The sequence below is a fragment of the Alteribacter keqinensis genome (assembly GCF_003710255.1).
Taxonomy (GTDB): domain Bacteria; phylum Bacillota; class Bacilli; order Bacillales; family Salisediminibacteriaceae; genus Alteribacter; species Alteribacter keqinensis.
Window position 1 is genome coordinate 1,004,296 of the sequence record NZ_RHIB01000001.1, and the last position, 24,782, is coordinate 1,029,077.

General features: G+C 42.9%; 20 protein-coding genes. 13 read left to right on the forward strand and 7 right to left on the reverse strand.

What is annotated here, in order from left to right:
• Positions 1-37: 37 nt before the first annotated feature.
• From ddlA to EBO34_RS05020, 3 genes are all read left to right on the forward strand, one after another.
• Positions 38-1,135: a D-alanine--D-alanine ligase gene (gene ddlA, locus EBO34_RS05010; RefSeq protein ID WP_122896827.1), complete on the forward strand. Its 1,098-nt coding sequence runs from the start codon at positions 38-40 to the stop codon at positions 1,133-1,135.
• Positions 1,136-1,497: 362 nt separating this feature from the next.
• Complete coding sequence (locus EBO34_RS05015; protein ID WP_122896828.1) at positions 1,498-2,613, forward strand: S8 family peptidase; 1,116 nt, start codon at positions 1,498-1,500, stop codon at positions 2,611-2,613.
• Between the two features lie 115 nt (positions 2,614-2,728).
• Complete coding sequence (locus EBO34_RS05020) at positions 2,729-3,088, forward strand: DUF1499 domain-containing protein (protein WP_183163719.1); 360 nt, start codon at positions 2,729-2,731, stop codon at positions 3,086-3,088.
• A gap of 16 nt (positions 3,089-3,104) precedes the next feature.
• Here EBO34_RS05020 and EBO34_RS05025 read toward each other — a convergent pair whose 3' ends face one another.
• Positions 3,105-3,311, reverse strand: coding sequence for a hypothetical protein (locus tag EBO34_RS05025; protein ID WP_122896830.1), 207 nt, complete (start codon positions 3,309-3,311; stop codon positions 3,105-3,107).
• A gap of 58 nt (positions 3,312-3,369) precedes the next feature.
• Entirely contained in the window at positions 3,370-3,954 is a 585-nt protein-coding gene (gene yfbR, locus EBO34_RS05030; protein WP_122896831.1) for a 5'-deoxynucleotidase, read from the reverse strand.
• 278 nt (positions 3,955-4,232) lie between these two features.
• Here yfbR and murB point away from each other — a divergent pair, with 278 nt between their 5' ends.
• The 5 genes from murB to EBO34_RS05060 all read left to right on the forward strand — a co-directional run bounded on the left by murB (position 4,233) and on the right by EBO34_RS05060 (position 8,793).
• A complete protein-coding gene (murB, locus tag EBO34_RS05035; protein WP_122896832.1) occupies positions 4,233-5,153 on the forward strand; it encodes a UDP-N-acetylmuramate dehydrogenase in 921 nt (306 codons plus the stop codon).
• A gap of 296 nt (positions 5,154-5,449) precedes the next feature.
• On the forward strand, positions 5,450-6,262 hold the full coding sequence (locus EBO34_RS05045; RefSeq protein ID WP_122896834.1) for a cobalamin-binding protein: 813 nt from the start codon (positions 5,450-5,452) through the stop codon (positions 6,260-6,262).
• Between the two features lie 80 nt (positions 6,263-6,342).
• On the forward strand, positions 6,343-7,653 hold the full coding sequence (locus EBO34_RS05050; RefSeq protein WP_122896835.1) for a cobyrinic acid a,c-diamide synthase CobB: 1,311 nt from the start codon (positions 6,343-6,345) through the stop codon (positions 7,651-7,653).
• A gap of 543 nt (positions 7,654-8,196) precedes the next feature.
• Positions 8,197-8,394, forward strand: a complete 198-nt coding sequence (locus EBO34_RS05055; protein ID WP_122896836.1) for a cold-shock protein — start codon at positions 8,197-8,199, stop codon at positions 8,392-8,394.
• Between the two features lie 81 nt (positions 8,395-8,475).
• On the forward strand, positions 8,476-8,793 hold the full coding sequence (locus EBO34_RS05060; RefSeq protein ID WP_122896837.1) for a hypothetical protein: 318 nt from the start codon (positions 8,476-8,478) through the stop codon (positions 8,791-8,793).
• Between the two features lie 36 nt (positions 8,794-8,829).
• Here EBO34_RS05060 and typA read toward each other — a convergent pair whose 3' ends face one another.
• Positions 8,830-10,668 (reverse strand): translational GTPase TypA, encoded by a 1,839-nt coding sequence (typA, locus tag EBO34_RS05065; RefSeq protein ID WP_122896838.1) that lies wholly within the window; start codon positions 10,666-10,668, stop codon positions 8,830-8,832.
• Positions 10,669-11,088: 420 nt separating this feature from the next.
• Between typA and putP the strand changes: the two genes are divergently transcribed.
• On the forward strand, positions 11,089-12,573 hold the full coding sequence (putP, locus tag EBO34_RS05070) for a sodium/proline symporter PutP (RefSeq protein WP_122896839.1): 1,485 nt from the start codon (positions 11,089-11,091) through the stop codon (positions 12,571-12,573).
• 229 nt (positions 12,574-12,802) lie between these two features.
• The gene (locus tag EBO34_RS05075; protein WP_249414008.1) at positions 12,803-13,897 is read left to right on the forward strand and encodes a serine hydrolase domain-containing protein; all 1,095 of its coding nucleotides are present in this window, start codon (positions 12,803-12,805) and stop codon (positions 13,895-13,897) included.
• A gap of 361 nt (positions 13,898-14,258) precedes the next feature.
• On the opposite strand, the gene EBO34_RS05080 is transcribed toward EBO34_RS05075, so the two are convergent.
• Positions 14,259-15,377 carry an acyltransferase family protein gene (locus EBO34_RS05080; RefSeq protein ID WP_122896840.1) on the reverse strand — a complete coding sequence of 373 codons (1,119 nt, stop codon included), beginning with the start codon at positions 15,375-15,377 and terminating at the stop codon, positions 14,259-14,261.
• Positions 15,378-15,579: 202 nt separating this feature from the next.
• Between EBO34_RS05080 and EBO34_RS05085 the strand changes: the two genes are divergently transcribed.
• Together EBO34_RS05085 and EBO34_RS05090 are read left to right on the forward strand one after the other, a co-directional pair.
• Positions 15,580-16,887 (forward strand): Zn-dependent hydrolase, encoded by a 1,308-nt coding sequence (locus EBO34_RS05085; protein WP_122896841.1) that lies wholly within the window; start codon positions 15,580-15,582, stop codon positions 16,885-16,887.
• Positions 16,887-17,798 (forward strand): DMT family transporter, encoded by a 912-nt coding sequence (locus EBO34_RS05090; RefSeq protein ID WP_122896842.1) that lies wholly within the window; start codon positions 16,887-16,889, stop codon positions 17,796-17,798. Before EBO34_RS05085 ends, EBO34_RS05090 begins: the two co-directional genes overlap by 1 nt.
• Positions 17,799-18,382: 584 nt before the next feature.
• Here the strand turns inward: EBO34_RS05090 and EBO34_RS05095 are convergent.
• From EBO34_RS05095 to EBO34_RS05105, 3 genes are all read right to left on the reverse strand, one after another.
• Positions 18,383-19,429 (reverse strand): iron-containing alcohol dehydrogenase family protein, encoded by a 1,047-nt coding sequence (locus tag EBO34_RS05095; protein ID WP_122896843.1) that lies wholly within the window; start codon positions 19,427-19,429, stop codon positions 18,383-18,385.
• Positions 19,430-19,432: 3 nt separating this feature from the next.
• Positions 19,433-20,092, reverse strand: coding sequence for an MtnX-like HAD-IB family phosphatase (locus tag EBO34_RS05100; protein WP_122896844.1), 660 nt, complete (start codon positions 20,090-20,092; stop codon positions 19,433-19,435).
• Positions 20,093-20,231: 139 nt separating this feature from the next.
• Positions 20,232-20,789: a GNAT family N-acetyltransferase gene (locus EBO34_RS05105; protein WP_122896845.1), complete on the reverse strand. Its 558-nt coding sequence runs from the start codon at positions 20,787-20,789 to the stop codon at positions 20,232-20,234.
• A 336-nt stretch (positions 20,790-21,125) separates the two neighbouring features.
• Here EBO34_RS05105 and EBO34_RS05110 point away from each other — a divergent pair, with 336 nt between their 5' ends.
• A complete protein-coding gene (locus EBO34_RS05110; RefSeq protein WP_122896846.1) occupies positions 21,126-24,719 on the forward strand; it encodes a dynamin family protein in 3,594 nt (1,197 codons plus the stop codon).
• Positions 24,720-24,782: the final 63 nt, after the last annotated feature.

Below are 24,782 nucleotides of genomic sequence, written 5' to 3' on the forward strand. Positions count from 1 at the left end.
GAGATTACATAATTGTCAGTTAGAGGAGAGAAAGCAGATGACTAAACGCACATTAGGTATAATCTTCGGAGGTAAGTCTTCTGAGCATGAGGTTTCCCTTCAATCGGCAAAGAATGTTTATGACGCCGTTGATAAAGAAAAGTATGATGTTGTTTTAATTGGAATTGATAAAGAAGGTAAGTGGCATTTAAACGATACAGGGAATTATCTGATGAACGGAGATGACCCGAAACGAATTGCCCTGAACAAATCAAACAAGGGGATTGCAGTTGTACCGGGTGAATCGGAAGATCAGTTTATCGAAAAATCTTCTGCCTCTGCACTCGAACAGCTGGACGTTGTCTTCCCGATACTGCACGGCCCACTGGGTGAAGACGGTACGATGCAGGGGATGCTTAAACTTGCAGGTCTGCCGTTTGTTGGTCCTGACGTACTCGGTTCTGCCGTAAGTATGGATAAAGATGTTGCCAAACGTCTGTTGAAAGATGCGGGCCTTACTGTTGCAGATTCCATTACTCTGAAAAAACATAAAAAAGATACTGTTTCTTTCGAAGAAGTTGAAGGAAAACTCGGCCTTCCTGTATTTATTAAACCTGCCAACCAGGGATCTTCCGTAGGTGTGAGCAGAGCAGGAACGAAAGAAGAGTATACAAAGGGAATTGAAACAGCTTTCCGTTTCGATAATAAGCTGATTATCGAGTCTGCTGTTAAAGGCCGTGAAATTGAGTGCGCAATCCTTGGTAATGAGGAACCGCTTGCCTCAGGTGTAGGGGAAATTCTGCCGCAGGGAGATTTTTACTCATATGAAGCTAAATACATTGATGAGAAAGGTGCCCTTCTGCAGGTCCCGGCGTCTTTATCAGAGGAAATGATTAAGAAGGTTCAAGAAGAAGCGGTGAAGGCTTTTGAAGCCCTTGAGTGTGAAGGGATGGCCCGTGTTGATTTCTTCCTGAAAGATAATAATGAACTCGTAATTAACGAAATTAATACGATTCCAGGATTCACTAAAATCAGTATGTATCCAAAGCTTTGGGATTTAGAAGGAATCAGTTACCCGAAGCTTATAGATAAACTTATTGAACTTGCCATTGAACGCCATGATCGGAATACCAGACTTGAAAGTAAATACTTCTGATAATCCTTTACAGATTTTTGAACCGTTGAGAAAATATTCTCAACGGTTTCTTTGTAGATCCAAGGATGGAGGACTGACCATTAGTAAGCTGGTTTAATTCTATTTAACACACCTTTATTCACAGGTCCATTATTGATTTGCCTGTGGAAAAAAGTGTGATCATACATTTTAACCGGGATAATCTGCGCGGTTAGCGTATTTCTCTTTATTTTCCATAGAAAAAATAGGAATATTATATTGAAATTAAAACTATTATTCACCCATTAACGGGTAAATAGATTCAAAATTCAGAAAACTTATTGTGCTAATTTCCTTTTCTTGCTAAAGTACATATTGTACTTAAAATTGAGAGGAGAAGGAAAATGAAATTAAAACATTTGCTTTTTGCTGCTTTAAGTTTGTCCCTGGTTATTCTGTTTCTGCCTGGTATGATTGGACATGCTGAGAGTGACTCAAAACACAAGGAATATCTTGTCGGGTTTGAGCGTGGTCCAAACGCATCTGCTGTTCAAAATGCCGGCGGGGAAGTGCTTCATGAGTTTGAATACATGAATGTTCTTCACGTTAAGCTGCCTGAACAAGCTGTAAAAGCATTGGAGAACAACCCGAACATTGCCTATATTGAGGAAAATAAAGAGGCAAAAACACTTCAGACAACGCCTTGGGGAATCCCTTTCATCTATGCAGATCAGGTACATAATCGCGGTACCTACGGGCAGGGTGTGCGTGTAGCTGTCCTGGATACGGGAATTGCCACTCATGCGGATCTTAATATTCGCGGTGGCGCAAGCTTTATTCCAAACGAACCTACTTATCAGGATTTTAATGGACACGGTACCCACGTTGCCGGAACGGTAGCTGCACTCAACAACAGTTATGGTGTTATCGGAGTGGCTCCGAGTGCCGAACTTTACGCAGTAAAAGTTCTGGATGCAAATGGAGGAGGTTCTCATGCCTCTATTGCTCAAGGAATAGAGTGGGCTGTTTCCAACAACATGGATATCGTGAACATGAGTCTTGGCAGCCCGCAAGGTTCAACAACACTTCAACAGGCTGTAAACAATGCCCATAACAGCGGCGTACTCCTTATAGCTGCTGCAGGTAACTCAGGAACAAACGGTTCTCAAAATACGATGGGCTATCCTGCAAGGTACAGTAATGTTATGGCTGTAGGTGCGGTTGACTCCAACTACAACCGAGCATCATTTTCAAGTGTTGGAAATGAACTTGAAATCATGGCTCCGGGAGTAAGTATTCAAAGCACATACTTAAGTAACTCATACCGGGCTTTAAACGGGACATCAATGGCAGCGCCTCACGTAGCAGGAACAGCTGCACTTGTGAAACAGCGTTATCCTCACCTTACGAATTCACAGATTCGTAACCGCCTGAATCAGACCGCCATTCCGTTAGGCAACAGTTTTTATTTTGGGAACGGTCTCGTAGATGCTGAAAATGCAGCAGGTTACCTGAATTAAACGAACCGAAGTCTGTCTTAACCGGTGAAAAACACCTTTTAAGACAGACTTTTTTATTGTTATGGGATGTTTGCAAGAGGGTCGAAGAGGGAAAAACATGTCAGAGGTGAAGCGAATGAAAAAGCTGGATTTATGCCCCAAAAACAGGCGAAACTGTGTTTCTTCCTTAGATGGAGAAGCAAAGAAACATGCTACAGATCCTCTTCCCTATACAGGTTCGGGGGAAAAAGCCCTGCAGAAATTACACGATCTGTTAAGGGAAACGAATGATTGTGAAGTTGTCCGCAGTGAAAGTTATTATCTTCATTGTGTATTCAAAACAAAAATATTACGGTTTAAAGATGATGTGGAATTTATTATCAATGAGACTAACGAGGTTATCGATGTACGTTCGGCTTCAAGGATCGGGCATTATGATTTTGAAACAAACCGGAAACGAATAGAGGAAATCAGACAACAATTTAGCGAGGCGTAATAAACGTGCCGACATATCAGCTGCCGGCACGTTTTTCATCTGTATTTGGTTTTGTTTCTCCCATTTCATAAATCTTATATTGCTCTTCGTTTCTTTCATTGGCTTTTTTTGTTGAACGTTTTAACAGGAAAACGGTCAGCCAGGTTACGAAGAACAAAGCAATCATGGCGAAGTAGGCATATGTGAAATCCTGAGTACCATCAGGAAACGTAAAAATGTCCATACAGTCTCACAACCTTTCAGTCAGGCTCCTATTAGTATAACAGAGAGGAAACTTTCTTTCACTCCTCAGAAATTTCATCCAGTGTTTTATCAAAACTCGGGGCAAAATGTGTGAGGAAATAATATACTTCTTCCATTTCCAGAGTTTGAAGGGTATCTTCAATCTGACTTTTGGCCACAGCAAATTCCCGGTTTCCTGCCTGCAGTTCACTCATGCATTTTAAGTAGGCGTCCAGCAGGTCTGCCGCTTTTATATAGCGGCTCAGCTCTGAGCCATCTTTGTCTGCAATCAATTTCTGATACACATGTTTTAAATCAGACGGTGCTTTATTAACAAGTTTTTTGGCAGCAAGGTCTTCAATGTCCCTGAAATTCTTAAGCATATCACTGTTGTGATGTTTCACGGGGGTGGGGATATCTCCGGTAATAACCTCGGTTACGTCATGAAATAACGAACGTGTGACGGCTTTTTCTGTATCAACGGACTTATGAAAAACTTCATTTGCAATTGTACATAAGGAATGTGTAATAATGGAGACATGAAAGGAATGTTCAGCCACGTTCTCTTTCATCACATTACGCATCAGGCTCCAGCGTTCGATATAGCGTAAACGGTAAAAATAGGCCAGTAAATGACTTTCCAACAGGTTCACTTCCTTTATTTAAACTTCCAACGATTATCGTACACCAGTTCTGAAGCAATTGAAACAGGCAGTAAGAAAATGGCTGTTACAAAGATCATTATTGAATAAACAGCCATGTGGAGGAAGCCCCCTGGACCGTCTGCGTAAAGGAAAATCTAACTTAGCAGAGCTAAGAAAATAAAGAGAAATGTCGAAAACTGGACTTAATGGTTGCCAATTCAGGAAAAATGCATAATACTAAAATAGTAAAATTAATTGATGTTTTGAGGGATTGTACAATGACAAAAAACGAAATTTATGAAGAACTGCTATCTATTTGTGAAAAAGAGAATGTATTAAGAGATGAACCGATGAAGAATCATACATTAACAAAATTAGGCGGCAAAGCTGATTTTTTTGTCACTCCTGTTTCGTATGATCAGATGAGTGAGATTGTTGCCTTTACTTATAAAAATGGCGTGCCGTTTATGCTTCTTGGCAACGGATCGAACATGGTAGTAAGAGACGGTGGTATCCGTGGTATTGTTGTACAGTTCAGCAAATTGAATGACTTGTACAGTACAGGGACGCAGGTTATCGCGCAAGGAGGAGCCAATATTATCGATGCTTCGAGACTTGCGTTAAAGGAATCTCTGACAGGGCTTGAGTTCGCATGCGGCATCCCGGGATCAATTGGAGGGGCAATGGCCATGAACGCAGGGGCATATGGCGGAGAAGTAAAAGATGTGATTGACCATGTGACTGTGGTTACAAAAGAGGGCAAGCAGCTGAAGCTTACGAAAGAGGAACTGGAGCTTGGCTATCGTACAAGTATTATCGGAAAAAAAGGACACATGGTTGTTGAGGCTGTATTTAACCTTGAAAAAGGGGACCCGGATAAGATTAAAGAAAAGATGGATGATCTTACTTATCAGAGAGAATCGAAACAGCCTCTTGAGTATCCATCTGCCGGAAGTGTATTTAAAAGGCCGCCCGGATATTTTGCAGGAAAGCTGATTCAGGACAGTGGATTACAGGGAAAAGGTGTGGGTGGTGCTGAAGTATCCACAAAACACGCCGGTTTTATTATCAACAAATCAAATGCAACAGCTACAGACTATATTTCAACGATTCAAATGGTAAAAGAGAAAGTAAAGGAGACATTTGGTGTTGAATTGGAGCTGGAAGTAAAGATTGTCGGAGAGGATCCGGCGGAATAACAGCAACAGGAGAACGCTAACTTTGATTGTCAGGCGTTCTCCTGTTCTTTTTTCATCAGGCTTTTAATATGTGCTTTCGGCTCCCAGCAGTTAAACTTATAATCAGGACGGGTTTCAAAGCCCAGTCGCCTGCATTTGTAGTAAACCCTCCCGGGGATTTTGATTACCTGGAAGTGACTGCAGGTCGCGCAGCAGTGATAATCTTTCATAATGGATCATACTCCCCATTGGTGTAGTCTGACTTTATTGTATATTCTGAATCTGTGCAAATCAATAATTTGAGGATGTGAATCTGATTGAAATACATTTCACTATGCCCTAGTAACACAGAGCTTCTCCATTACCTTGATCTTATCCCAAACGTTGCAGGTGTTGATGACTTTTCCGACTGGCCGGATACAATTAAGGAGCTTCCAAGACTCGGACCTGACCTTAATATTAACATGGATAAACTCGAATCTCTCAAACCGGATCTTGTTTTTGCTTCGTTATCTGTTCCGGGTATGGAAAAAAACATTGAAGAACTGAACATGCGCAATATCCCTTATGTGATCGTTCCCAATCCCCGCACTCTGAAGGAGGTTGCTGATGCAATCAGGTTTGTCGGACGAGAATCAGGGCGGACAGAAAAAGCAGAAGAGCTGGCTGAGAAGTTTAATGAGATCCTTCACCAATACGAGTCAATCAGCAGAGAAATCAATTATACATACTCAATCTACTGGGAATGGTGGCCAAAGCCCGTATTTACACCAGGTCATCATAACTGGCTGACTGAAATAAGCAGACTTGCAGGTGGGGAAAATGTTTTTTCAGACAAAGAAACAGAGAGTGTTCAAACGGAATGGACAGACGTTTTAAAACGGGACCCGGATGTCGTTGCTGTAGTATGGGTCGGGGTACAGCAAAGTAAAGTGAACAAAAACGTTATTCTGAAACGCCCGGGTTGGAATGACATGAATGCAATCAAGTATAAACGTCTGTTCGTCCTTGATGAACCTTTGTTCTGCCGTCCGTCTCCCAGACTCCTCCTTGGCCTGAGTAAGCTTGCGAGTATCCTTCATCCTGAGAAGTATCCTCTGTATACAGGGGAAGATCTGCTTTTAAAGTAAGACTGTAACAGGGGTCTTTTTTGATTTACCAAGAGTGGTGAATGAATCGACAATCAAAAAAAGAGAGCAGGAGGGATTGGATGTCTTTAAAAAGACTGGTTATTGCAGGGACGGAAAGCGGGGTTGGAAAAACGACAGTAACAATTGGCTTAATGGCGGCTTTTATTAAAAGGGGATATAAAGTACAGGGCTTTAAATGCGGTCCTGACTTCATTGATCCTTCCTTTCATACCGCTGTTACCGGACGTGCCTCCCGAAATCTGGACAGCTGGATGCTTACAGATGAGACCATTAAAGAGACACTCAGCCGGGAAAGCCGGAGTTCAGATATCTCCATCATTGAAGGCGTAATGGGGATGTTTGATGGGGTAATGCCGGACTCTGACAAAGGGAGTTCCGCTCACATTGCTTCTATTACAAACTCACCGGTTTTACTCGTCGTTGACTGTGCTGCTCAGGCGAGAAGTGCTGCAGCAGTCGTAAGGGGATTTCAAGTCTTTTCTTCAGATACTGAAATTGTCGGCGTCGTCGCCAACCGTGTAGGGAGTGAAGGCCATTTCAGGCTGATTCAGTCAGCTGTCGAAAAAGAATGCGGCATTCCTGTAGTGGGCTACCTCACAGTAAGTATGAATGTTAACCTTCCTGAAAGACATCTCGGGCTTATTCCCGCAAGTGAGCATCATGAGATGGAGGTGTATAGTCATACACTCGGTGAGTCTATTAATCAAACCTTCGATCTGGATTTGATTTACCGGCTGGCTGAAGCCTCGTCACTTGAAGTTGAGAGAGAATGTTATCAACCGGAAAAAAGGATAAAAAAGGCCACAATTGCGGTTGCAAAAGATGAGGCTTTCCACTTTTATTACGAAGAAAACATCGAACTGCTACAACAATCCGGTGCGGAGTGCATATATTTTTCTCCTCTTCATGACAAAGAGATCCCATCCTGTGATGGGATCTATATTGGCGGCGGTTTTCCTGAAGAGTTTGCCAAACAATTATCAGAGAATAAGTCGATGAGGGTATCAATTGCTGAGGCTGTAAAAAATGGAATACCTGCAGTCGCAGAGTGTGGAGGTTTTATGTATTTTTGTGAGGAGCTGATTAATATCAGAAATGAAAGATATCCGATGACCGGAATACTTAAAGGGAGCACACGTGTTCATAAAATGCTGCAAGCGATCCGTTATGTTGAACTGGAAGGGGAGGAAATCCGTTTTTTACCGGAGGGAAGTAAGGTGCGGGGTCACGAGTTCAGATATTCGTCGTATGAGGGTGATAAATTGCCTGAAACGCCAAAACATGTTCTGGCATCATACAGTCACCTCCATTTTGGTTCCTGTCCTGAACTTGCAGAAAACTTTGTGGTGCAGTGCAGTAAATATTCATGATGAAATTAGAAGAGGGAGCCCGGATATCGGACTCCCTCAATGTTTATTTAAGTTATTAGAAAAACCCTCGACTTTAAGCCGCGGTATCTTTTCTGTGTTGCCTACTGTATTCTTAGATAATGAAAACCCTGCCTCTTTTTCATCCTTGCGACTCCTGGGTCGCGCCAGTGTAAAAAAGAAATACTGTTTTCACAGATGCCATTGTTGAATTGCTATATGGTTCCGTTCATGTAACATCCAAAGTAGTATTGCGAAGATTTATTCATAACTTATGCTTCTAATATGAGAAGCAATACAAGTAATCATACATCATATTATAAAATAATGCAAATTCCCTGAGGAATTTAGAAAAGAAATGCTAAATTACACATTACCCCTTTGCTTTCTTTGGGAGATCGTGCTACAATAAGATTAATTATTGATGTTCGGATATTATTCATTGAAAAGAACTTTCAGCAAGTGATTTCATCTTGAATCAATATTAAGAGCAAAAATAGTAATACAATTGTGGGTACAAACAAACCCACGCAGGAGGCACATACCATGGTTGAAGGTACAGTAAAATGGTTTAACGCAGAAAAAGGTTTTGGATTTATCGAAGTAGAAGGACAAGACGATGTATTCGTACACTTCTCTGCAATTCAAGGCGATGGTTTCAAAACACTTGACGAAGGTCAAACTGTAACATTTGAAATCGAGCAAGGTCAACGCGGACCTCAAGCTGCTAACGTTCAAAAGTAAGCAGCATTAAAAAATCCCCCTCATTTACTTGAGGGGGATTTTATTTTGTCTGTATAATAAAGGAGCAAGGGGGGAGAAAAAATGCAAAAAGAAGATCACCGCTTTTATGCAAAATGGATTGGGGTCAGACAGAGAGGAAAGAAGAGGTATATCCTTAATCAGGCGCTTATAAATGGTACCGTTGCTTTCGTGGGACTGATCTTACTGGCTGGTTTTTTACAGGACGGTCTTACAGTTGAATATTTTACAAGTGAAACATTTATGAGTAATGTATTATTTTTTGGTGTTCTTTCCCCTATATATGGATGGACAGCAGCTCGTTCCAGGTGGAACAGAAATGAAGACAGGTTCGATGATTTAGAGCGGTTGAATGCCGCTGTAAATAAAGATCACCACTAAAAAAAGCAAGCCCCGAGGTTTTGGGGCCTGCTTTTTTTATGCTTTTGCTGCTAACTTCTTCTTCTTTTCTTCACGCTCACGCATGCTCTTGTTAAGGATCTTCTTACGAAGACGAATGGACTGAGGTGTTACTTCACAGTACTCATCTTCATTCAGGTATTCAAGAGCTTCCTCAAGAGTAAGAATCTTAGGACGCTTCATTGTTACTGTGCTTTCTTTTGTAGCAGAACGGATGTTTGTCTGCTGCTTAAGCTTTGTAATATTAACCGTTAAGTCGTTATCACGGTTGTGCTCACCAACAATCATACCTTCGTAAATTTCTGTACCTGGTTCGAGGAAGAGGATACCGCGCTCTTCAACTCCAAGCATACCGTATGGCGTTGATTTACCTGTTTCCATGGAAACAAGAACACCCTGCCGGCGGCCGCCGACCTGGCCTTCTGCAACTGGGCGGTAGCCATCAAATGTGTGGTTGAGGATACCGTAACCTTTTGTCTGGGCCATAAATTCAGTTGTGTAACCAATCAAACCGCGTGATGGAACGATGAAGTCCATGCGAACCTGGCCGTCACCTTTGTTGACCATGTCCATCATTTCACCTTTACGCTCACCTAAAGACTCCATAATTGCTCCTGTGTACTCTTCAGGGACATCAACCTGAGCACGCTCTACTGGTTCACACATAACACCGTCAACTTCCTTAATAATAACTTCAGGTTTAGAAACTTGAAGCTCATAACCTTCACGACGCATGTTCTCAATCAGGATGGACAGGTGAAGTTCTCCGCGTCCGGATACTTTCCATACATCAGGCGAGTTTGTGTTTTCAACCCGGAGACTTACGTCTGTTTCAAGCTGGGTTTTAAGGCGCTCTTCAAGCTTGCGGCTTGTAACATAGTCACCTTCGCGACCGGCGAACGGGCTGTTGTTTACAAGGAAAGTCATTTGCAGAGTAGGTTCATCAATACGGACAGGTTCAAGAGGTTCCTGGGCATCAACCGGACAGATCGTATCACCGACCATGATGTCTTCGATACCAGCGATCGCAATAAGGTCACCGGCTTTTGCTTCTTCAATTTCCAGACGTTTTAAGCCGAGGAATCCGAACAGCTTGGTAACGCGGAATTTTTTTACGGAGCCGTCAGCTTTAATGAGGGCTGCCTGATCGCCGGTACGAATCGTCCCGCGGAATACGCGTCCAACACCAATACGGCCAAGGTAGTCATTATAGTCAAGCATCGTCACCTGGAACTGGAATGGTTCTTCACTATTGTCCTGTGGAGCAGGGACAGCATTTACAATTGTTTCAAAAAGACATGTCATATCATCGTCTTGTTTGGCAGGATCTTCACTTGCGGTTCCCATGATGGCAGAAGCATACACTACCGGGAATTCGAGCTGGCTTTCATCAGCTCCGAGTTCAATGAAGAGATCGAGAACTTCGTCTACGACTTCTTCAGGCCGAGCTGCGTCACGGTCAATTTTGTTAAGGACAACAACAGGCGTAAGTTTTTGCTCCAGAGCCTTCTTTAATACGAAGCGAGTCTGCGGCATACAACCTTCATATGCATCAACCACAAGTAATACACCGTCAACCATTTTGAGAATACGTTCTACTTCGCCACCGAAGTCGGCGTGTCCGGGAGTATCCATAATGTTGATTCGCGTATCTTTGTAATTAACGGCTGTGTTTTTCGCAAGAATTGTAATTCCGCGCTCTCTTTCAAGGTCATTATTATCCATAGCACGCTCATCGACAATCTCATTATCTCTGAACGTACCTGATTGTTTTAGTAGTTGGTCAACCAGTGTTGTTTTTCCGTGGTCAACGTGGGCAATGATGGCAATGTTTCTTAAGTCGTTACGTAACTTCATTTTTTCAAATCACTCGCTCTCTACGATTTCACTAACTGTCCAATTATATCACAAAAACAGGATTACTCCTACAATTGTTTAGTATCGGCCACTATGATTGATTTTAAGCCATTGAAAAGGAAAACAACAGAGGTGTAGAGATAGACAGGTAAAGAGTTTGTAAATCATTTGACGTGAAAGGTGAGTATGTTATGGTAATAATTAACTCAAAATATGTCAGATAAATTTAAATATTTAAAAAATGTGTTTGTTGTTGTTTCAGAAAGGGTAAAAACTGATAGCTTGATTAATTAAAGGAGGTGTTTAAGTGGAGGAATACGGGTTGACTGGAGCTACGGCATTCTGGCTCTTTGTACCGATGGCGGTATTAATTGCATTGTCTGTTATTACATTCTTTACTGAGAGGAGAGAATAGCTGGTTTGAATATTGCAACTTTAATTACGTTTATTGTTTATTTGGCAGCCCTTCTTATTATTGGTCTGATCGCATACCGGATGACGAATAACCTGTCCGATTATGTGCTGGGAGGAAGGCGTTTGGGCGGCGGGGTTGCAGCCCTCAGTGCCGGTGCTTCCGACTTGAGCGGATGGCTTCTGCTCGGCCTGCCGGGAGCTTTATATGCTTTTGGAATGAGTGAAATGTGGATCGGAGTCGGACTTGCCATCGGGGCGTACATAAACTGGCAGTTTGTAGCGAAAAGGCTCCGGATCTACACAGAAGTCGCAGGTGATTCCATTACTTTACCGGATTATTTTGAAAACAGGTTTCATGACCGTTCAAAAGTACTTAGAATTTTATCAGCAGTCTTTATTTTGCTTTTCTTTGCGTTTTACACGTCAGCAGGACTTGTGGGGGGAGCGATTCTTTTTGAAAACTCCTTTGGTCTTGAGTACACTGCAGCGCTTTGGATCGGGGCAGTTGTTATTATTTCCTATACGTTTCTGGGAGGCTTTCTGGCAGTCAGCTGGACGGACTTTTTTCAGGGAATACTCATGTTTCTTGCGATTATTATTGTACCGATTGTTGCTGTCAGTCACATGGGTGGCTGGTCAGAAACAATGGGCCATATCGGGAACGTAGATCCAACTCATCTGGATGCTTTCTCAGGTATGACTCTGGTAGGTATCATCTCTTTACTTGCATGGGGACTTGGCTATTTTGGACAGCCTCATATCATTACTCGGTTTATGGCAGTTAAGTCATCAAGGGAGATACCAAAAGCGCGGTTAGTCGGTATGACGTGGCTTGTCATTTCGCTTGTTGGAGCCATGTTTGTCGGACTGGTAGGGATTGCTTACTTTGAGAGCTTTACTTCACAGCCGTTAAATGACCCTGAAACGGTGTTTATTGCCTTTACCCAGGTACTGTTTCATCCGATTGTAGCCGGGTTCCTGCTCGCGGCAATTTTATCTGCCATTATGAGTACGATTGATTCCCAGCTGCTGGTGTCTTCGAGTGCCCTTACAGAAGATTTTTACAAGTCATTTTTACGAAAATCCGCATCTCAAAAAGAGCTTGTTTTAGTAGGGCGGCTCGGGGTGGTATTGATTGCTCTAATCGCCATTGCCCTTGCCTACAATCCGGACAGTACAGTTCTTGATCTCGTGGCTTATGCATGGGGCGGTTTTGGAGCTGCATTCGGTCCTGTTATTATCCTGTCCCTTTTCTGGAAGAGAATGACGAGGAATGGAGCGGCTGCAGGTATTGTCGTGGGAGGTCTGACTGTTATTTTATGGGCTAATCTCGATGCTGTCGGTCTTACCGGAGGCATATGGGATTTATACGAAATTGTTCCAGGCTTTGTGTTAGGATGGGCGGCCATAATGGCTGTCAGTTTAATCGGAGAGCCCCCATCCCGGGAGATTCAGGAAGAATTCGACTCTGTCAAAACATCTAATATTTAATGATAAGAATATGTTGGTCTGAAAACTGCAATTACAAGCCCGGCACGAAGGTATAATTCGTGCCGGGCTTTTTTGTGCAAATTAATATAGGAGCTTTTCTGGAGAATAACAGAAATGAAAACCGGGTATATAATCGTAGGCACAGGAAAGAACCTTATTTGTGTAGTATACTCAGACTGAGTAAAATGAGGTTACCAGACAAGACGAGCAGACAAAAGGTGGACTTTTTGTGTTAAGAAGGGTAATGAAGCTGACATTTTTACTTTCCATACTATTCTTTGTACCGTTGGTGATATGGATGAATGTGACAGGGACCACTATTTTTCAGCCTGCTACGACCTGGGAAGAGTACGAATCCCCGGAAGAGGCCGGCTGGGATGAAGACAAGCTTAATGAAGCGAGAGCTTATTTTAACTCACTGAACTCAACCGCAGGGATAGCCATATACAAAGGTAAAGTATTGTTCAGCTGGGGTGATGTGGCCTCAAATACCAATGCCCACAGTGTACGTAAAAGTATTCTGAGCGGCATGTACGGCCCCTATGTAGAAGATGGAACAATTGATTTAAACAGCACGATGGGGGAACTGGGAATTGTAGACTTTCCTCCTTTGACAACCCTGGAAAATCAGGCAAAAATTAAGCACCTTATGACGTCCAGCTCAGGAGTTTATCTCCGGGCCGGGGAAGAATCCTTTGCCATGAGGAGAAAGCGTCCGGACAGGGGTTCTCACGCTCCAGGCTCTCATTTTTATTATAATAACTGGGACTTTAATGTATTGGGAACGATCTTTAACAACAAAGCAGAAGTAGATCTGTTCGAGCATTTTGAAGAAACCATTGCTGATCCTCTTGGTATGGAAGATTTTTCGTTGAATCATACAGGGTACAGAGAGGAAACGGGCAGATCGATCCACCCTTCATACCTTTTTAAAATGAGTGCCCGGGACATGGCAAGGTTTGGACAGCTTTATCTGCAGGAGGGCGAGTGGGAAGGAGAACAGATCATTCCCCGTGAATGGATCGAGACGAGCACTTCCGTTCAGGCCCCGGTCCCCGGTAACAGCATTTATGATTATGGTTTTATGTGGTGGGTTGCCACAGAAGAACCTTATAAAAGCCTTGGAATGTATTCAGCCGTTGGCCGCTACGGACAATCTATTGATGTTATTCCTGAAAAAGATCTCGTATTCGTCCACCGCGTGGATTCTGACCGCCTGGCATTCCGCTTTTTACGACGGGGTGTTACCCAGTCACAGAGACTTTATCTATTGAGGATGATCCTGGATGCTAAAATAGGGGAGGAAGTCCCGGACATCCACTAAACTCGGCTTTTGGAAACAAGTGTTACAGTGTCAGGCTGTTCTCGCAAAAGTATTTGCTTTTCTTGAAAAAGAGGATGCAGCAGAAGTGCCCGGGACTCTCTGTGGCAGGAGAAGCTAATGTTTTTTATTTGAAAAAAATGGAGCGAAAGGCGACGACTCCAGGGACGAGTGGTTACCTCACAAACAAGCTGCGAGTTGCTTCGACGCAGATAACTACGAAGCGTTACCGGTAGAAGAAGAAGCAGGAGTAATCCTCCAGAAGGCTGAAGTGAGGCCCGCGAAAGTGTCCGCCTGTATCGGAATACATCATTGTCAAAAAAAGAGAGTGTCACCAAAAGTAATTTTGGTGACACCCTCTTTTTTATATTCTCGGTTTTAATTGTTCTTCGGGTTCCCTCTCAGGTGTTTTTGGCGGTTTACCGTCTTTACCGACACCGATTTTTCCTACAAAGTACTTACCGTGTTTCCAGCGGGAAGCAATCATCATCGTTCCCATGGAACAGAAAAGACTGAGGAAGAAGAGGATAAAGATATAAGCAGCTCCAAAACTTAATCCAGCCTGCCTGACGAAAAGGTCAATGGTGTGAATAAAAAACATATGAAGCAGGTAAATACCAAACGAATACTGACTGATCTGTATGAGAAATGGTGGTATCGTCTTTATCTTTTGTCCAATGTACATGATAAAGAACATAATGGCCACAGTATGAAGCAGAATATCAACCCGTTTTGAACTGTGTACGAGTAGGATATTATTGTGATAAAAAATAAGCAGTAATGTTGTAGAGACTATAGGTGCGGCTATAATGATTTTACGGTATTTATAAACCCATTCTCTAAAAGTTTCATAATAATATCCGCAGTAGTAACCTACGGCAAAATAAAAGATCCAACCGAAAAAAGGTACCCAGTAAAAACGATCCCAAATATAATGGACAACCGGATGGGAAATCGGTGCAGCTGTCATATTAAACAACGCCAGATAAGCAATATTTATACTCAGCGCCAGTGGAATGACAACTTTCGGGTCTGCTTTTCGTAAATACTGATGGAAAAGTAAATGAAGAATATAAAACTGAAAAATAATGAGTACAAAGTATCCATGAAAATCTCCGATCACTGCATTCATCAGAAACTTTTCTCCCCAGGCACCAAAGGTTGTTGCATACGGAAGAGAATAGAAGAAAGCCATAAACAGAAACGGAACAAAAATGTACATAAAGCGCTTTTTCATAAACCCTTCAGGAATAGGACGATTGCGGTAGGAGTAGGCAATAATGAATTCTGACATAAAAATAAAAACCGGTGTTCCAAAGTATAAAAATACCTGAATGGAATCAAAGATCGTAACCATCAAGGGACCGATACCCTGCAGGTAAGACGAGCGCAGGGCAATATCAATTGAATGGAGGAAAACGATACACATACAGGCTATACTACGGAGTACAAAGATCTCATCGATCATCCTTCTTGTTTTCATATTTTCCACCTCTTAAAAGGTTTGACGCACGTACAGCAAGTTACCCGTCATTATCATATGTTTTCCCGTTATCGTCAATGATTGTCATTCTTTTTTGATAAAATTACAAAATCTATTTTTATGGAGGTAAAGCTCTGGTTGTCAGTCCGGTTTATTGCGTGTAGAATTATTTAGATACACGAAGTGAAGAGGGGACAGGCCAATGAATTCATTTTCCGAAACATTGATACATTCACTGCTCAGTGAGTATGATCGCAACCTTACAATAGAAGGTGTAAACGGTGTGCGAATAGCAAAACGACTTGGTGCACTCTCGGAGATTGGGCTTACACCGGATTCGGGCTCAGGCCGTATGGGCTTTTCTAATGAAGAGACGGCTGCCAAAAACGTTCTTACCGGCTGGATGAAAGCTGCAGGTCTGGACGTCAGGGAAGATGGGGCTGGAAATGTAATCGGAAAGCTTGAAGGCTCTGATATGAAGGACCGCGTTGTAATGGCAGGGTCCCACCTGGACAGTGTGCCGAACGGGGGACATTTTGATGGTCCTCTGGGTGTTCTGGCAGCACTTGAAGTAGTGGATGCCTGGAAGGAAAGCGGGTATAAGCCCCGTAAAACGTATGAAGTTATCATTTTTTCTGACGAAGAAGGTTCCAGGTTCAAATCAGGATTAACGGGCAGTACAGCTATGACCGGGCATACGAATCAAGAGAAGATGAGGGCTGTAAATGATGTGTTCGGCACCCCTTTCAAAGAGGTTCTTGAGCAGGCTGGTTTGAACGAGGAAGGGTTATTTGATTCGTCACGGGATTTTTCTAATGTAGAAGCATTCTTTGAAGTTCACATTGAGCAAGGCAAAAGGCTGGAGAGGGAAGGACTTCCAGTAGGGATAGTTTCAGGCATCGCCGGACCTTGCTGGCTCCAGGTGGGTTTTAAAGGGAAAGCCGGACATGCAGGGAATACCCCTATGGACGACAGGCAGGATGCTTTAGCAGCTGCCGGGGACTTTGTCAGGCAGGTTTACCGTACACCTGCTGAGGTCAGCGCCTCTGCAGTGGCAACGGTCGGACAGCTGCAAGTCTATCCCAACGGAATCAATGTCATTCCTGGGGAAGTGGTCATGACTGTTGATATCCGTGATATTCATAAGGAAACGAGAGACGAGCTTGCAGATCGGGTAAAAGAACTGGCCCTGCAAACTGGAGAGCAATACAATACGGAAGTTTCTTTTGATGAAAAGGTACGCATTCCTCCGGTGCCTGTTCAAGAGTCGGTTTTAAAAATAATAGAAGAAGCTGTTGAATCACTTGATATCAGACCTGTGCTTCTCCCGAGCGGTGCAGGACACGATGCTATGATGGTTGGAAGGTGCGTACCTGTAGGTATGATCTTCGTTCGAAGCCTTGACGGTGTGAGCCATCATCCTGCAGAATGGTCTTCATTAAACGATTGTGTTCTTTCCATTCACGCTTTAAAAAGAACTATAGAATTAACGATGGAAAGAGGGATCTAATGTCACGGGGGTTTACGTATGCTCTGCTGTTTTTCGTGATGATTATCTGGGGTATGAATGTAGTAGCGGTGAAATTCCTTGTCGAACATATCTCCCCTGTGGCAATGCAGGGTGGAAGAATCTTTGTGGCGGGAATTGCTGCCATTACCGTGTTGTATTTCCGGAAAGAATTACGAAAACTCACTTCAAAAGAGTACCTGCTTATTATGATCATTGCTGTTTTCGGACAGTTAAGTCACCACGCCCTTCTTGCTGTCGGGCTTGTTAATACAACGGCTTCAAATGCGTCATTGATCCTCGGACTTATTCCCATAACAACAGCAGTACTGGCAGTTATCTTCTTAAAAGACCGCCTTACTTTTCTGCGGCTTCTCGGTATCGTTACAGGTTTTATTGGGGTTGCCCTTGTCGTGCTTCAAAACGGAGACAGTGTCATCATATCCCGTGGAGACCTACTCGTATTTGTTTCTATGGTTTCACAGGCAATCAGCTTTATCTTTATTAAAAAGTTAACAGCAACAGTCTCTTCCAAACAGCTCACGGCAGTCATGCTTCTGATTGGTTCCTTATTACTAATTGGGATGAGTATGGTATTTGAGCCACAAGGGCTGAGTACGTATACCAATCAGACAGCCATCGTACGGGGAGTCTTTTTCTCATCAGCGATCCTTGCTACTGGACTTGGACATATTCTCTACAATGCCGCTATCCAAAACATTGGTGCAGGTCAGACAGCGATTTTTAACAATCTCGTTCCTTTTTTTGCTCTGATCGGATCATTCTTTCTTCTTGGTGAAACCATTCACGGATACCAGATTTTCGGGTTCCTCTTAATTGTTGCAGGTGTCTTCCTTGGCACCGGATATGTTGATACGAAGATCAGAAACCGCCATAGGAAAAAAGCAGCCTGAACGAACCGATAGAGGGGCAGCATTCTTTTAACAAGGCTCCCTGTACCCGCTCCTTGCGCTCCAATTTATAACAGCCTAAAAAAGAACGACTCCACAAGGTATTGAATACCAGTCTTATGGAGGCGTTTTTTTGATTTAATCAGTCTGACCCGAAAATACAATTTTGGGAGTTTCTCAACTTCTCACCGATGATCTAAGCTTCGTTGAACGGAATACCCTCCCTTTCTGTGAACTCGCGCCGAGCCTGTCTTTACTTCGCCATGGTGTGAATAAATTAGCATCGGTGTATGTTTTCGGATAAGTTGCTTCAAAAAGTGAGATGAAGAAGAAGTGCCCGAGACTTCCTGTGGCAGCGACAAGGGTTTACATTACAAATTAACTGCGAGCTGCTTCGACGCATCCACTTCGAAGGAGACGCTGGCAGAGGAAGAAGCAGGAAAAAACTTTAATGAGGCTGTAGTTGATGCCCCGGAAAGCGTCCGCCTGTAGCGGAATTTATGATTGTAAGAGCAACAATCCATACGAAAACAACCTTTGATTCTTAAAGGTCATCTGTTGAGGTTCAGGAATAAACTCCAGAAATATCACACCAGAATCTCCTTCAGGATTTTGTCTTCATTAATAAAGGCCAATGCTCTTTGATGGTAAGTCCTGTCATGAAGATAAGTATACCGCTCAGGTTTAATATCCGGTGACAGCCGTACGGCTTCCTCAACAGTACTTTTTGGTATGGCGAGGGTTTTTACATAATCGAAGAATCCCGTTCGGGAGAATACTTTTCTCATCCTTTCTCCGCGGTGATCCTGAACATGGGCCATAATATAAGCACCTAATCCAGTCTGCAGCCCATGCATCGCAGGCTTTTTTAACAGACGGTCCATAGCATGGGAAATCAAGTGTTCAGATCCGCTGATGGGGGCAGTATTGCCGCTGATCACAGTAGAGATTCCTCCCATTGTAAGAGAGCTGATGAGTTCTTTTAGGAAAACCGGATGATATAAATCATTCATGGGTGTTCTTACAAAGCTGTTTACTGCTTTTTTACTGATCATGGCAGCAAAGGGATTGATTTGATTCTTCTTATGGGAAGATTCAAACTCCCAGTCATATAGTGCTGTAATGTTAGACATGAGATCCCCGGTTCCTGCAAGAATAAAAGGAACCGGGGCTGTTTTTATAATATTCAAATCAGCAATGATCCCAAATGGGACGTGGGCAGGAATGGTTGTTTTCTGTCCTTTAACCATAAGAGAGCAAGTACTGCTGGAAAAGCCATCATTGGAAGGGGAGGTCGGCATGCTGATAAACGGGATTTTTCTGAGGGAAGCGATGAACTTCCCATAGTCAATAATCGTACCTCCGCCCATTGCGATAATCACATCAGGGGCGCTGAACTGAAACGCTTCTTCCGTAAGCTCAAGCATGGACTTCGGTCCCTTGATGATTTTCGGCTGAATTTCAATTTCTTTTACAGAATTCATAACTCTGTCCTCGTAGGCTGAGAAGGTAAAATCATCGAAGAACATGACTGCTTTGGTAAAAGCAAACGGCTTTAACAGCCGGTCCAGGTCAAACGCGAGCTCATATCCGATTTCAAGTAGGGAAGGGATGGCAATGTTTGTTGGCTGCATGTCTTATCCTTCCCCGGTCACGACCTTGCTGTCGATGAGGTGTGCTTCCACTTCTTTAAAGGAAGAAACGGGAATAAAAGGTACATTTCTCTCTTTCAGAATTTCCTGAAGGACACCGATGGCATAGGTTGTATCCGCATAAACTGCAGGGTGGGAATCAGGCTCACTATCCCCGATAAAATCAACGGTTTCGTATTCTTCTTTTAACTTCTTAATGACTTTTGATTTATCAATTCCGTAACGTTCATGATAATGCCAGTTTGATTCTTGCACGTTCATATGTACGTTTTGTTCTTTATAAAAACCTTCGTTGGAGAATACAGGTACATTTGTAATTCCGTATTTTTCGAGAGTATGTTTAATGTAAAAGTCTGTCCCGGCACTCAGGATGAAAAAGTCACCGCCGTTCTCCTGGACCTTGCGGATAAAATCAGGTACGTGGGGGTCGATTGCCATATCATAAATATCCTGAATGATTTGCTCTTCCTCCTGGTTAATGGATTTAAATACCCGGCTTAAAAAATCAATATCTTTTACTTTCTCTGATTTCCATTCATCATACAGCGTTCTACCCTCAGGAAAATACTTTTCAATTACCATCCAGTAAAAGTCCTGTTTCGAGATTGTTCCGTCAAAATCTGATACAAATGCCCATTTTTTCATCGTGAGGCCCCTCCAATCTTTGTTGTGATTATTTTAACACACGTTTTTAGGAAACCTGGTTTTCAGCATCCAAAAATAAAAAAACAATGGTTGAGCCCTTTGTGGGGGCACCATTGCTTTTTATAAACTTCAGATTACCTCAGGCTTCATTAGCCAGCACGAGAGGCTCTTCTGCTGCAGTACGCATCATATGAAGACTGTACATGTCTTTAGAAATTTCAAAGAGGTCGTACTGGTGGGCACCTTTATTAATCTGACTGACCAAAATAGGGTGAGTGGCTGAAACCTCCTGAACATAAGGGAGCTTTAAGACCGCCTTTCTTGATCGCTCATTCGTATTCCGCACCTTCATATAAATACGTTCGATGTTTCCTGAAAAGAAAAGCTCATCGAAAAATACCGACTTCGCCTTTTCATTGTAGCCCATCCCATGGTAGGGCTTTCCGATCCATGTACCAAGGAATCCTGCATTGTTCTGAATGTCAAACAAAGTAATGGTTCCAATCGGGGTGCCCCATTCATCAATAATCGTTCTCGAGATAAGCTCTCCCTGTTCTTCAGCTTCAATAAGCTGCTTTGTTACGAATAAATACTCTTCAACACTTGATGCCCGATGACGCACAAAAGGGAAGACATCTGGATGCACCAACAAGTTGAACAATGCTTCGCAATCGCTGAGATCACGTTTCATAAGCATGTTTACCCCTCCTGTGAGGGTAGTTCAACAAAAGCCGACCACCCTCGAAATTTTTAATGAAAAAAATTCCGGGGTGGGAATCGAACCCACTAGAACCAGCTTGCTGGTGGCGCACCATTTGCCTTCCCTAAATAATCCGTTGATTATTTAAGTGATATTCAATTTGATTTCTCACTTACCATTTGTATCATACTAAAATATATATGAAAAAGATACTGGTTTTTGTTTAGGTTTTTTAAATTTTTTTTTGGTGCTTTTCCGTTTCTTTAAGGGTGAAAGCCTTCTCAATCGTTGGGAAATTCGTTATAGTGGTATGTGAAAGAAAGGGGCAGTCCCATGACCTTAATTGTGAAGGATCAAACAAAAATCCAAAGCGATCTCCCATATACAATTGAAGAGCAGTTCCGCCTGCAAAAGCTGACTCGCAAATTTTCATCTCCGTCGTTCGAGGTAGCCTTTTGCGGACATTTCTCAGCCGGTAAATCAACATTGCTTAATCGTCTTGTTGGTGCGGAAATTCTCCCTACCAGTCCGATACCGACGAGTGCAAATGTCATTGCGATTGAAAACGGGGAACTCGGCTTATCTGTTCAATCAAGAGGTAATGACGAAAATCAGGTGTTTAAAGGAGAAATTCCATGGCCTAAGGTAAGAGAATGGGGAATGAACGGCCATGATATTTCCGGTCTTACTATTACAGGACCATTTCCGTTCCTTGGAAAGCACAGCAGGATCCTTGATACTCCCGGAGTGGATTCCACAGACGCTGCTCACGAGGCTGTGACTCTAGAGCAGCTTTACACAACGGATGCCATCGTTTACGTAATGGATTATAATCATGTTCAGTCAGAAACGAATCTTTACTTTCTGAAGCAGTGTTCCATTGAGAAAAAACCTGTTTTCCTTGTGATTAATCAGATTGATAAGCATAACGAAGAAGAGGTATCAATCGAAGAGTTTAAACGTTCTCTTAACACTGTTCTTGATAAATGGGGTATTCAGACTGAGGATGTCTTCTTTACAACAATGAAAGAACCATCACATCCCCTTAATGAATTTACCCGTCTGGAAAGTATGCTTAAAGCCATTTTGTTTCATGGAGAAGAACTCTTTGAACAATCGGGAATCCGCCTTCAGCAAGGCTTCCTTAATGCGGTCCAATTAAGGCTTGAGGAAGAGAAACATGAAAAAATCGAAGAAGTGAAAGAAGAAATGGAAGAGAAGGGGTTTGATGAAAGCCAGCTTTCTGAGAAAAGCATCCTGCAAACCCGGATCGATCAGCTCTGTAACTATGAAGAATGGCTGAAGCAGTCATTTCAGGATCACTTTAAACGGACGTTCTCAAACGTCACGCTGTTCCCTTATACGACAACCGAACTTGCTGAAAACTGGATTGAGTCCTTTAAGCCGGGGTTTAAGGTAGGTGTCCTTTTTACTAAGAAAAAAACAGAGGAAGAAAGAGAGAACCGTTTTAATGATCTTGTAACTGAACTTGAAGATAAGGTGAAAACATTATTATTTTACAAGGTGAAAACCTATTTACAGGAGCTTGACCGAACAAAACTCACCAATAAAGATGCATTTGAAACGGCACTTTCAAAATTTCAGGTACCGGACTTAAGCATCATACTTCAGCAAAGTGTTAAAACGGACCATACGGACCGACAGTATGTGCGCACGTTTACCTCTCAGGTGACGGGTACAGTCGTACGTGATATTCAGGATCAGGCAAATTCGTTATTGGCTTTATATGCTGCGGGGATGGAAAAACAAAATCAAGCTGAGCTTGAAGCTTTGAAGGAAAAACAAACGAACCTTGAAGAGGTTGAGGTATTTGAAGAAAAGATGGATTCTTTGAGTACCGAGTATGACCGGATAATCCTTCTGGTAGACAAGAAACGCTCAGAATTGAAAGAAGACAGCCATTTCAGGAAAGCACTTAAGGAGACCATGAAAAAAAGCTATCCGGACAATGGGGATACTTTGGCTCTCACTGAAATTGAGCTTCCGGAAGAAAGTGTGATCGCAACGGATCAGCAAGACCAAAAAATCAAGCGCGAAAAGACATTTAATGAAAAAAATACGGCGCAGTGGCTGGAAAAAGTAAACTCGGTAATGTGTGAGTACCAAGACGTTGCATTACTGTCCAACGAACGAAAGCAGCTTATGGAGAGGGTGGAACGATTTAACAATCAGACGTTTATTGTTTCGTTGTTCGGGGCTTTCAGCGCTGGAAAATCAAGCTTTGCGAATGCGCTTCTTGGAGCAGATGTTTTACCCGTTTCCCCAAATCCGACGACAGCCACGGTTAACACTGTTCAGAAAAGTACCGATGAGCACGCTCACGGGACAGCTGAGGTCATCGTTAAATCTGAGGATACCATTGAAAAAGAAATTAAAGCTGTATCCAAGGAGATTGGTGCTGATCTCACCCTGGACACGATTAAAAGCTGGAAGGCTAGTAAGAAAGGCTACGTAACGAGCACGCAAAAAACGTACGCAGAATACCTGGAAACATTACGTGACAGTCTGCTTCAGACCAAGTGGGAGCTTGGATCCACGTTCACCCTTACCCACGGCGAACTGAAACCTGTCGTGGCAGACGAGGCGTATGCCTGTCTTGTTGAGCAGGTTAACCTTTTTTATGACTGCAAGGTCACAAAAAGCGGAGTTGTTCTTGTTGATACTCCTGGGGTCAATTCGATCCACGGCCGACATACAAATGTAGCCTTTAAGCAAATGCGCCAGTCTGATGCGATTTTTTACCTTACGTATTACAACCATGCATTTTCAAAAGCTGACGAGTACTTCCTGCAGCAGATGGGGAAGGTGAATGAGAGCTTTACCGATGACAAATTGTACTTTGTGATCAATGCCTCAGATCTTGCCTCAAGTGAAGGTGAGCTCAATGGCGTTCGTAAACATGTGAAAGACCAGCTTGTGCGCAACGGAATAGAATCACCGCGTCTGTTTCATTTATCAAGTAAGGAAGGACTCAGGCTTAAAAAAATGCAGCACCAGGATGAAAGAGACCCTTTCAGCGAATTTGAGCATACCTTTTATACTGAAACGATTGATGAGCTGAAGAGGCTGAGTGCAGAAATGATTAAAAACCAGCTCTCAACGTTTGTGAATAAGGCAGATGAAAGCCTGGCCTTTATGAACAGTAAGAAAGAGGATCAAAAGCAGGAGCACGAGAGGATAAAAAGAATTGTAAAAGCAGAGAAATCAAGAGTGTCTGAAGCGAACTTCGATTTTGTAAAGCAAGATGCAGGAGAAGAGTTCGAGCAGCTTATGATCTACCTCCGGGAACGGATGCGCTATGTTCTTTCCGATTATTTCTCAACATCCTTTAACGTGACTGTACTAACCGGAAACACAAAACGTGTATTACATGAACAGTTTAAAGCAGCTGTAAAGGAATGGATTGGCTTTGGTGAACAGTTTTTGTCACAGGAGCTTGAAGCAACATTCATCAGAATGGAACAAAGAATCGCCCGGCGTGTGGACAATTGGATTAAGGAGGAAGCAGGTGTAATCCAGACAAAGCTCCCTTATCTCTATATTGAGCACCAGGTCAAACCTGCTCCTGTAAGTCCCGAGCGGCACACACTTGACCTTTCCATCGATGCAGATTTCTATACATCTATGCTGAAAACAAAGAAGGATATTTTCGAAAATGGACGGCTGAAGGAAGTAAGAGAGCAGTTGATCAGCGAAGGTCATAAAAAAGCGTCATCCCTCCTGCAAGCTTCCATGTCCGAGTTTAAAGCGGCAATTGAAGCATCCGTGTCTGAGCTCGAGGATTCGGTCAAAGAAAAGGTGATTGAAGCAATTGACCTCGAACTCACACGATTTGAAGCCTTGTTCGATTCAAGCGAACAGCACAGACTGCTCAAAGAAAAAGACGAGTTGTCAAACCTTTTGTAATGTCGATTGGAGCGGAAATGAACGTTCTTGTTTAAAGACTCGGCAGGAATGCAAAGAACCCCT

Bases quoted from the DNA above. Each gene is read 5' to 3' on its own strand.
- ddlA (WP_122896827.1), top strand. From the start codon at position 38: ATGACTAAACGCACATTAGGTATAATCTTCGGAGGTAAGTCTTCTGAG.
- EBO34_RS05015 (WP_122896828.1), top strand. From the start codon at position 1,498: ATGAAATTAAAACATTTGCTTTTTGCTGCTTTAAGTTTGTCCCTGGTT.
- EBO34_RS05020 (WP_183163719.1), top strand. From the start codon at position 2,729: ATGAAAAAGCTGGATTTATGCCCCAAAAACAGGCGAAACTGTGTTTCT.
- EBO34_RS05025 (WP_122896830.1), bottom strand. From the start codon at position 3,311: ATGGACATTTTTACGTTTCCTGATGGTACTCAGGATTTCACATATGCC.
- murB (WP_122896832.1), top strand. From the start codon at position 4,233: ATGACAAAAAACGAAATTTATGAAGAACTGCTATCTATTTGTGAAAAA.
- EBO34_RS05050 (WP_122896835.1), top strand. From the start codon at position 6,343: ATGTCTTTAAAAAGACTGGTTATTGCAGGGACGGAAAGCGGGGTTGGA.
- EBO34_RS05055 (WP_122896836.1), top strand. From the start codon at position 8,197: ATGGTTGAAGGTACAGTAAAATGGTTTAACGCAGAAAAAGGTTTTGGA.
- EBO34_RS05060 (WP_122896837.1), top strand. From the start codon at position 8,476: ATGCAAAAAGAAGATCACCGCTTTTATGCAAAATGGATTGGGGTCAGA.
- typA (WP_122896838.1), bottom strand. From the start codon at position 10,668: ATGAAGTTACGTAACGACTTAAGAAACATTGCCATCATTGCCCACGTT.
- EBO34_RS05080 (WP_122896840.1), bottom strand. From the start codon at position 15,377: ATGAAAACAAGAAGGATGATCGATGAGATCTTTGTACTCCGTAGTATA.
- EBO34_RS05085 (WP_122896841.1), top strand. From the start codon at position 15,580: ATGAATTCATTTTCCGAAACATTGATACATTCACTGCTCAGTGAGTAT.
- EBO34_RS05090 (WP_122896842.1), top strand. From the start codon at position 16,887: ATGTCACGGGGGTTTACGTATGCTCTGCTGTTTTTCGTGATGATTATC.
- EBO34_RS05095 (WP_122896843.1), bottom strand. From the start codon at position 19,429: ATGCAGCCAACAAACATTGCCATCCCTTCCCTACTTGAAATCGGATAT.
- EBO34_RS05100 (WP_122896844.1), bottom strand. From the start codon at position 20,092: ATGAAAAAATGGGCATTTGTATCAGATTTTGACGGAACAATCTCGAAA.
- EBO34_RS05105 (WP_122896845.1), bottom strand. From the start codon at position 20,789: ATGCTTATGAAACGTGATCTCAGCGATTGCGAAGCATTGTTCAACTTG.
- EBO34_RS05110 (WP_122896846.1), top strand. From the start codon at position 21,126: ATGACCTTAATTGTGAAGGATCAAACAAAAATCCAAAGCGATCTCCCA.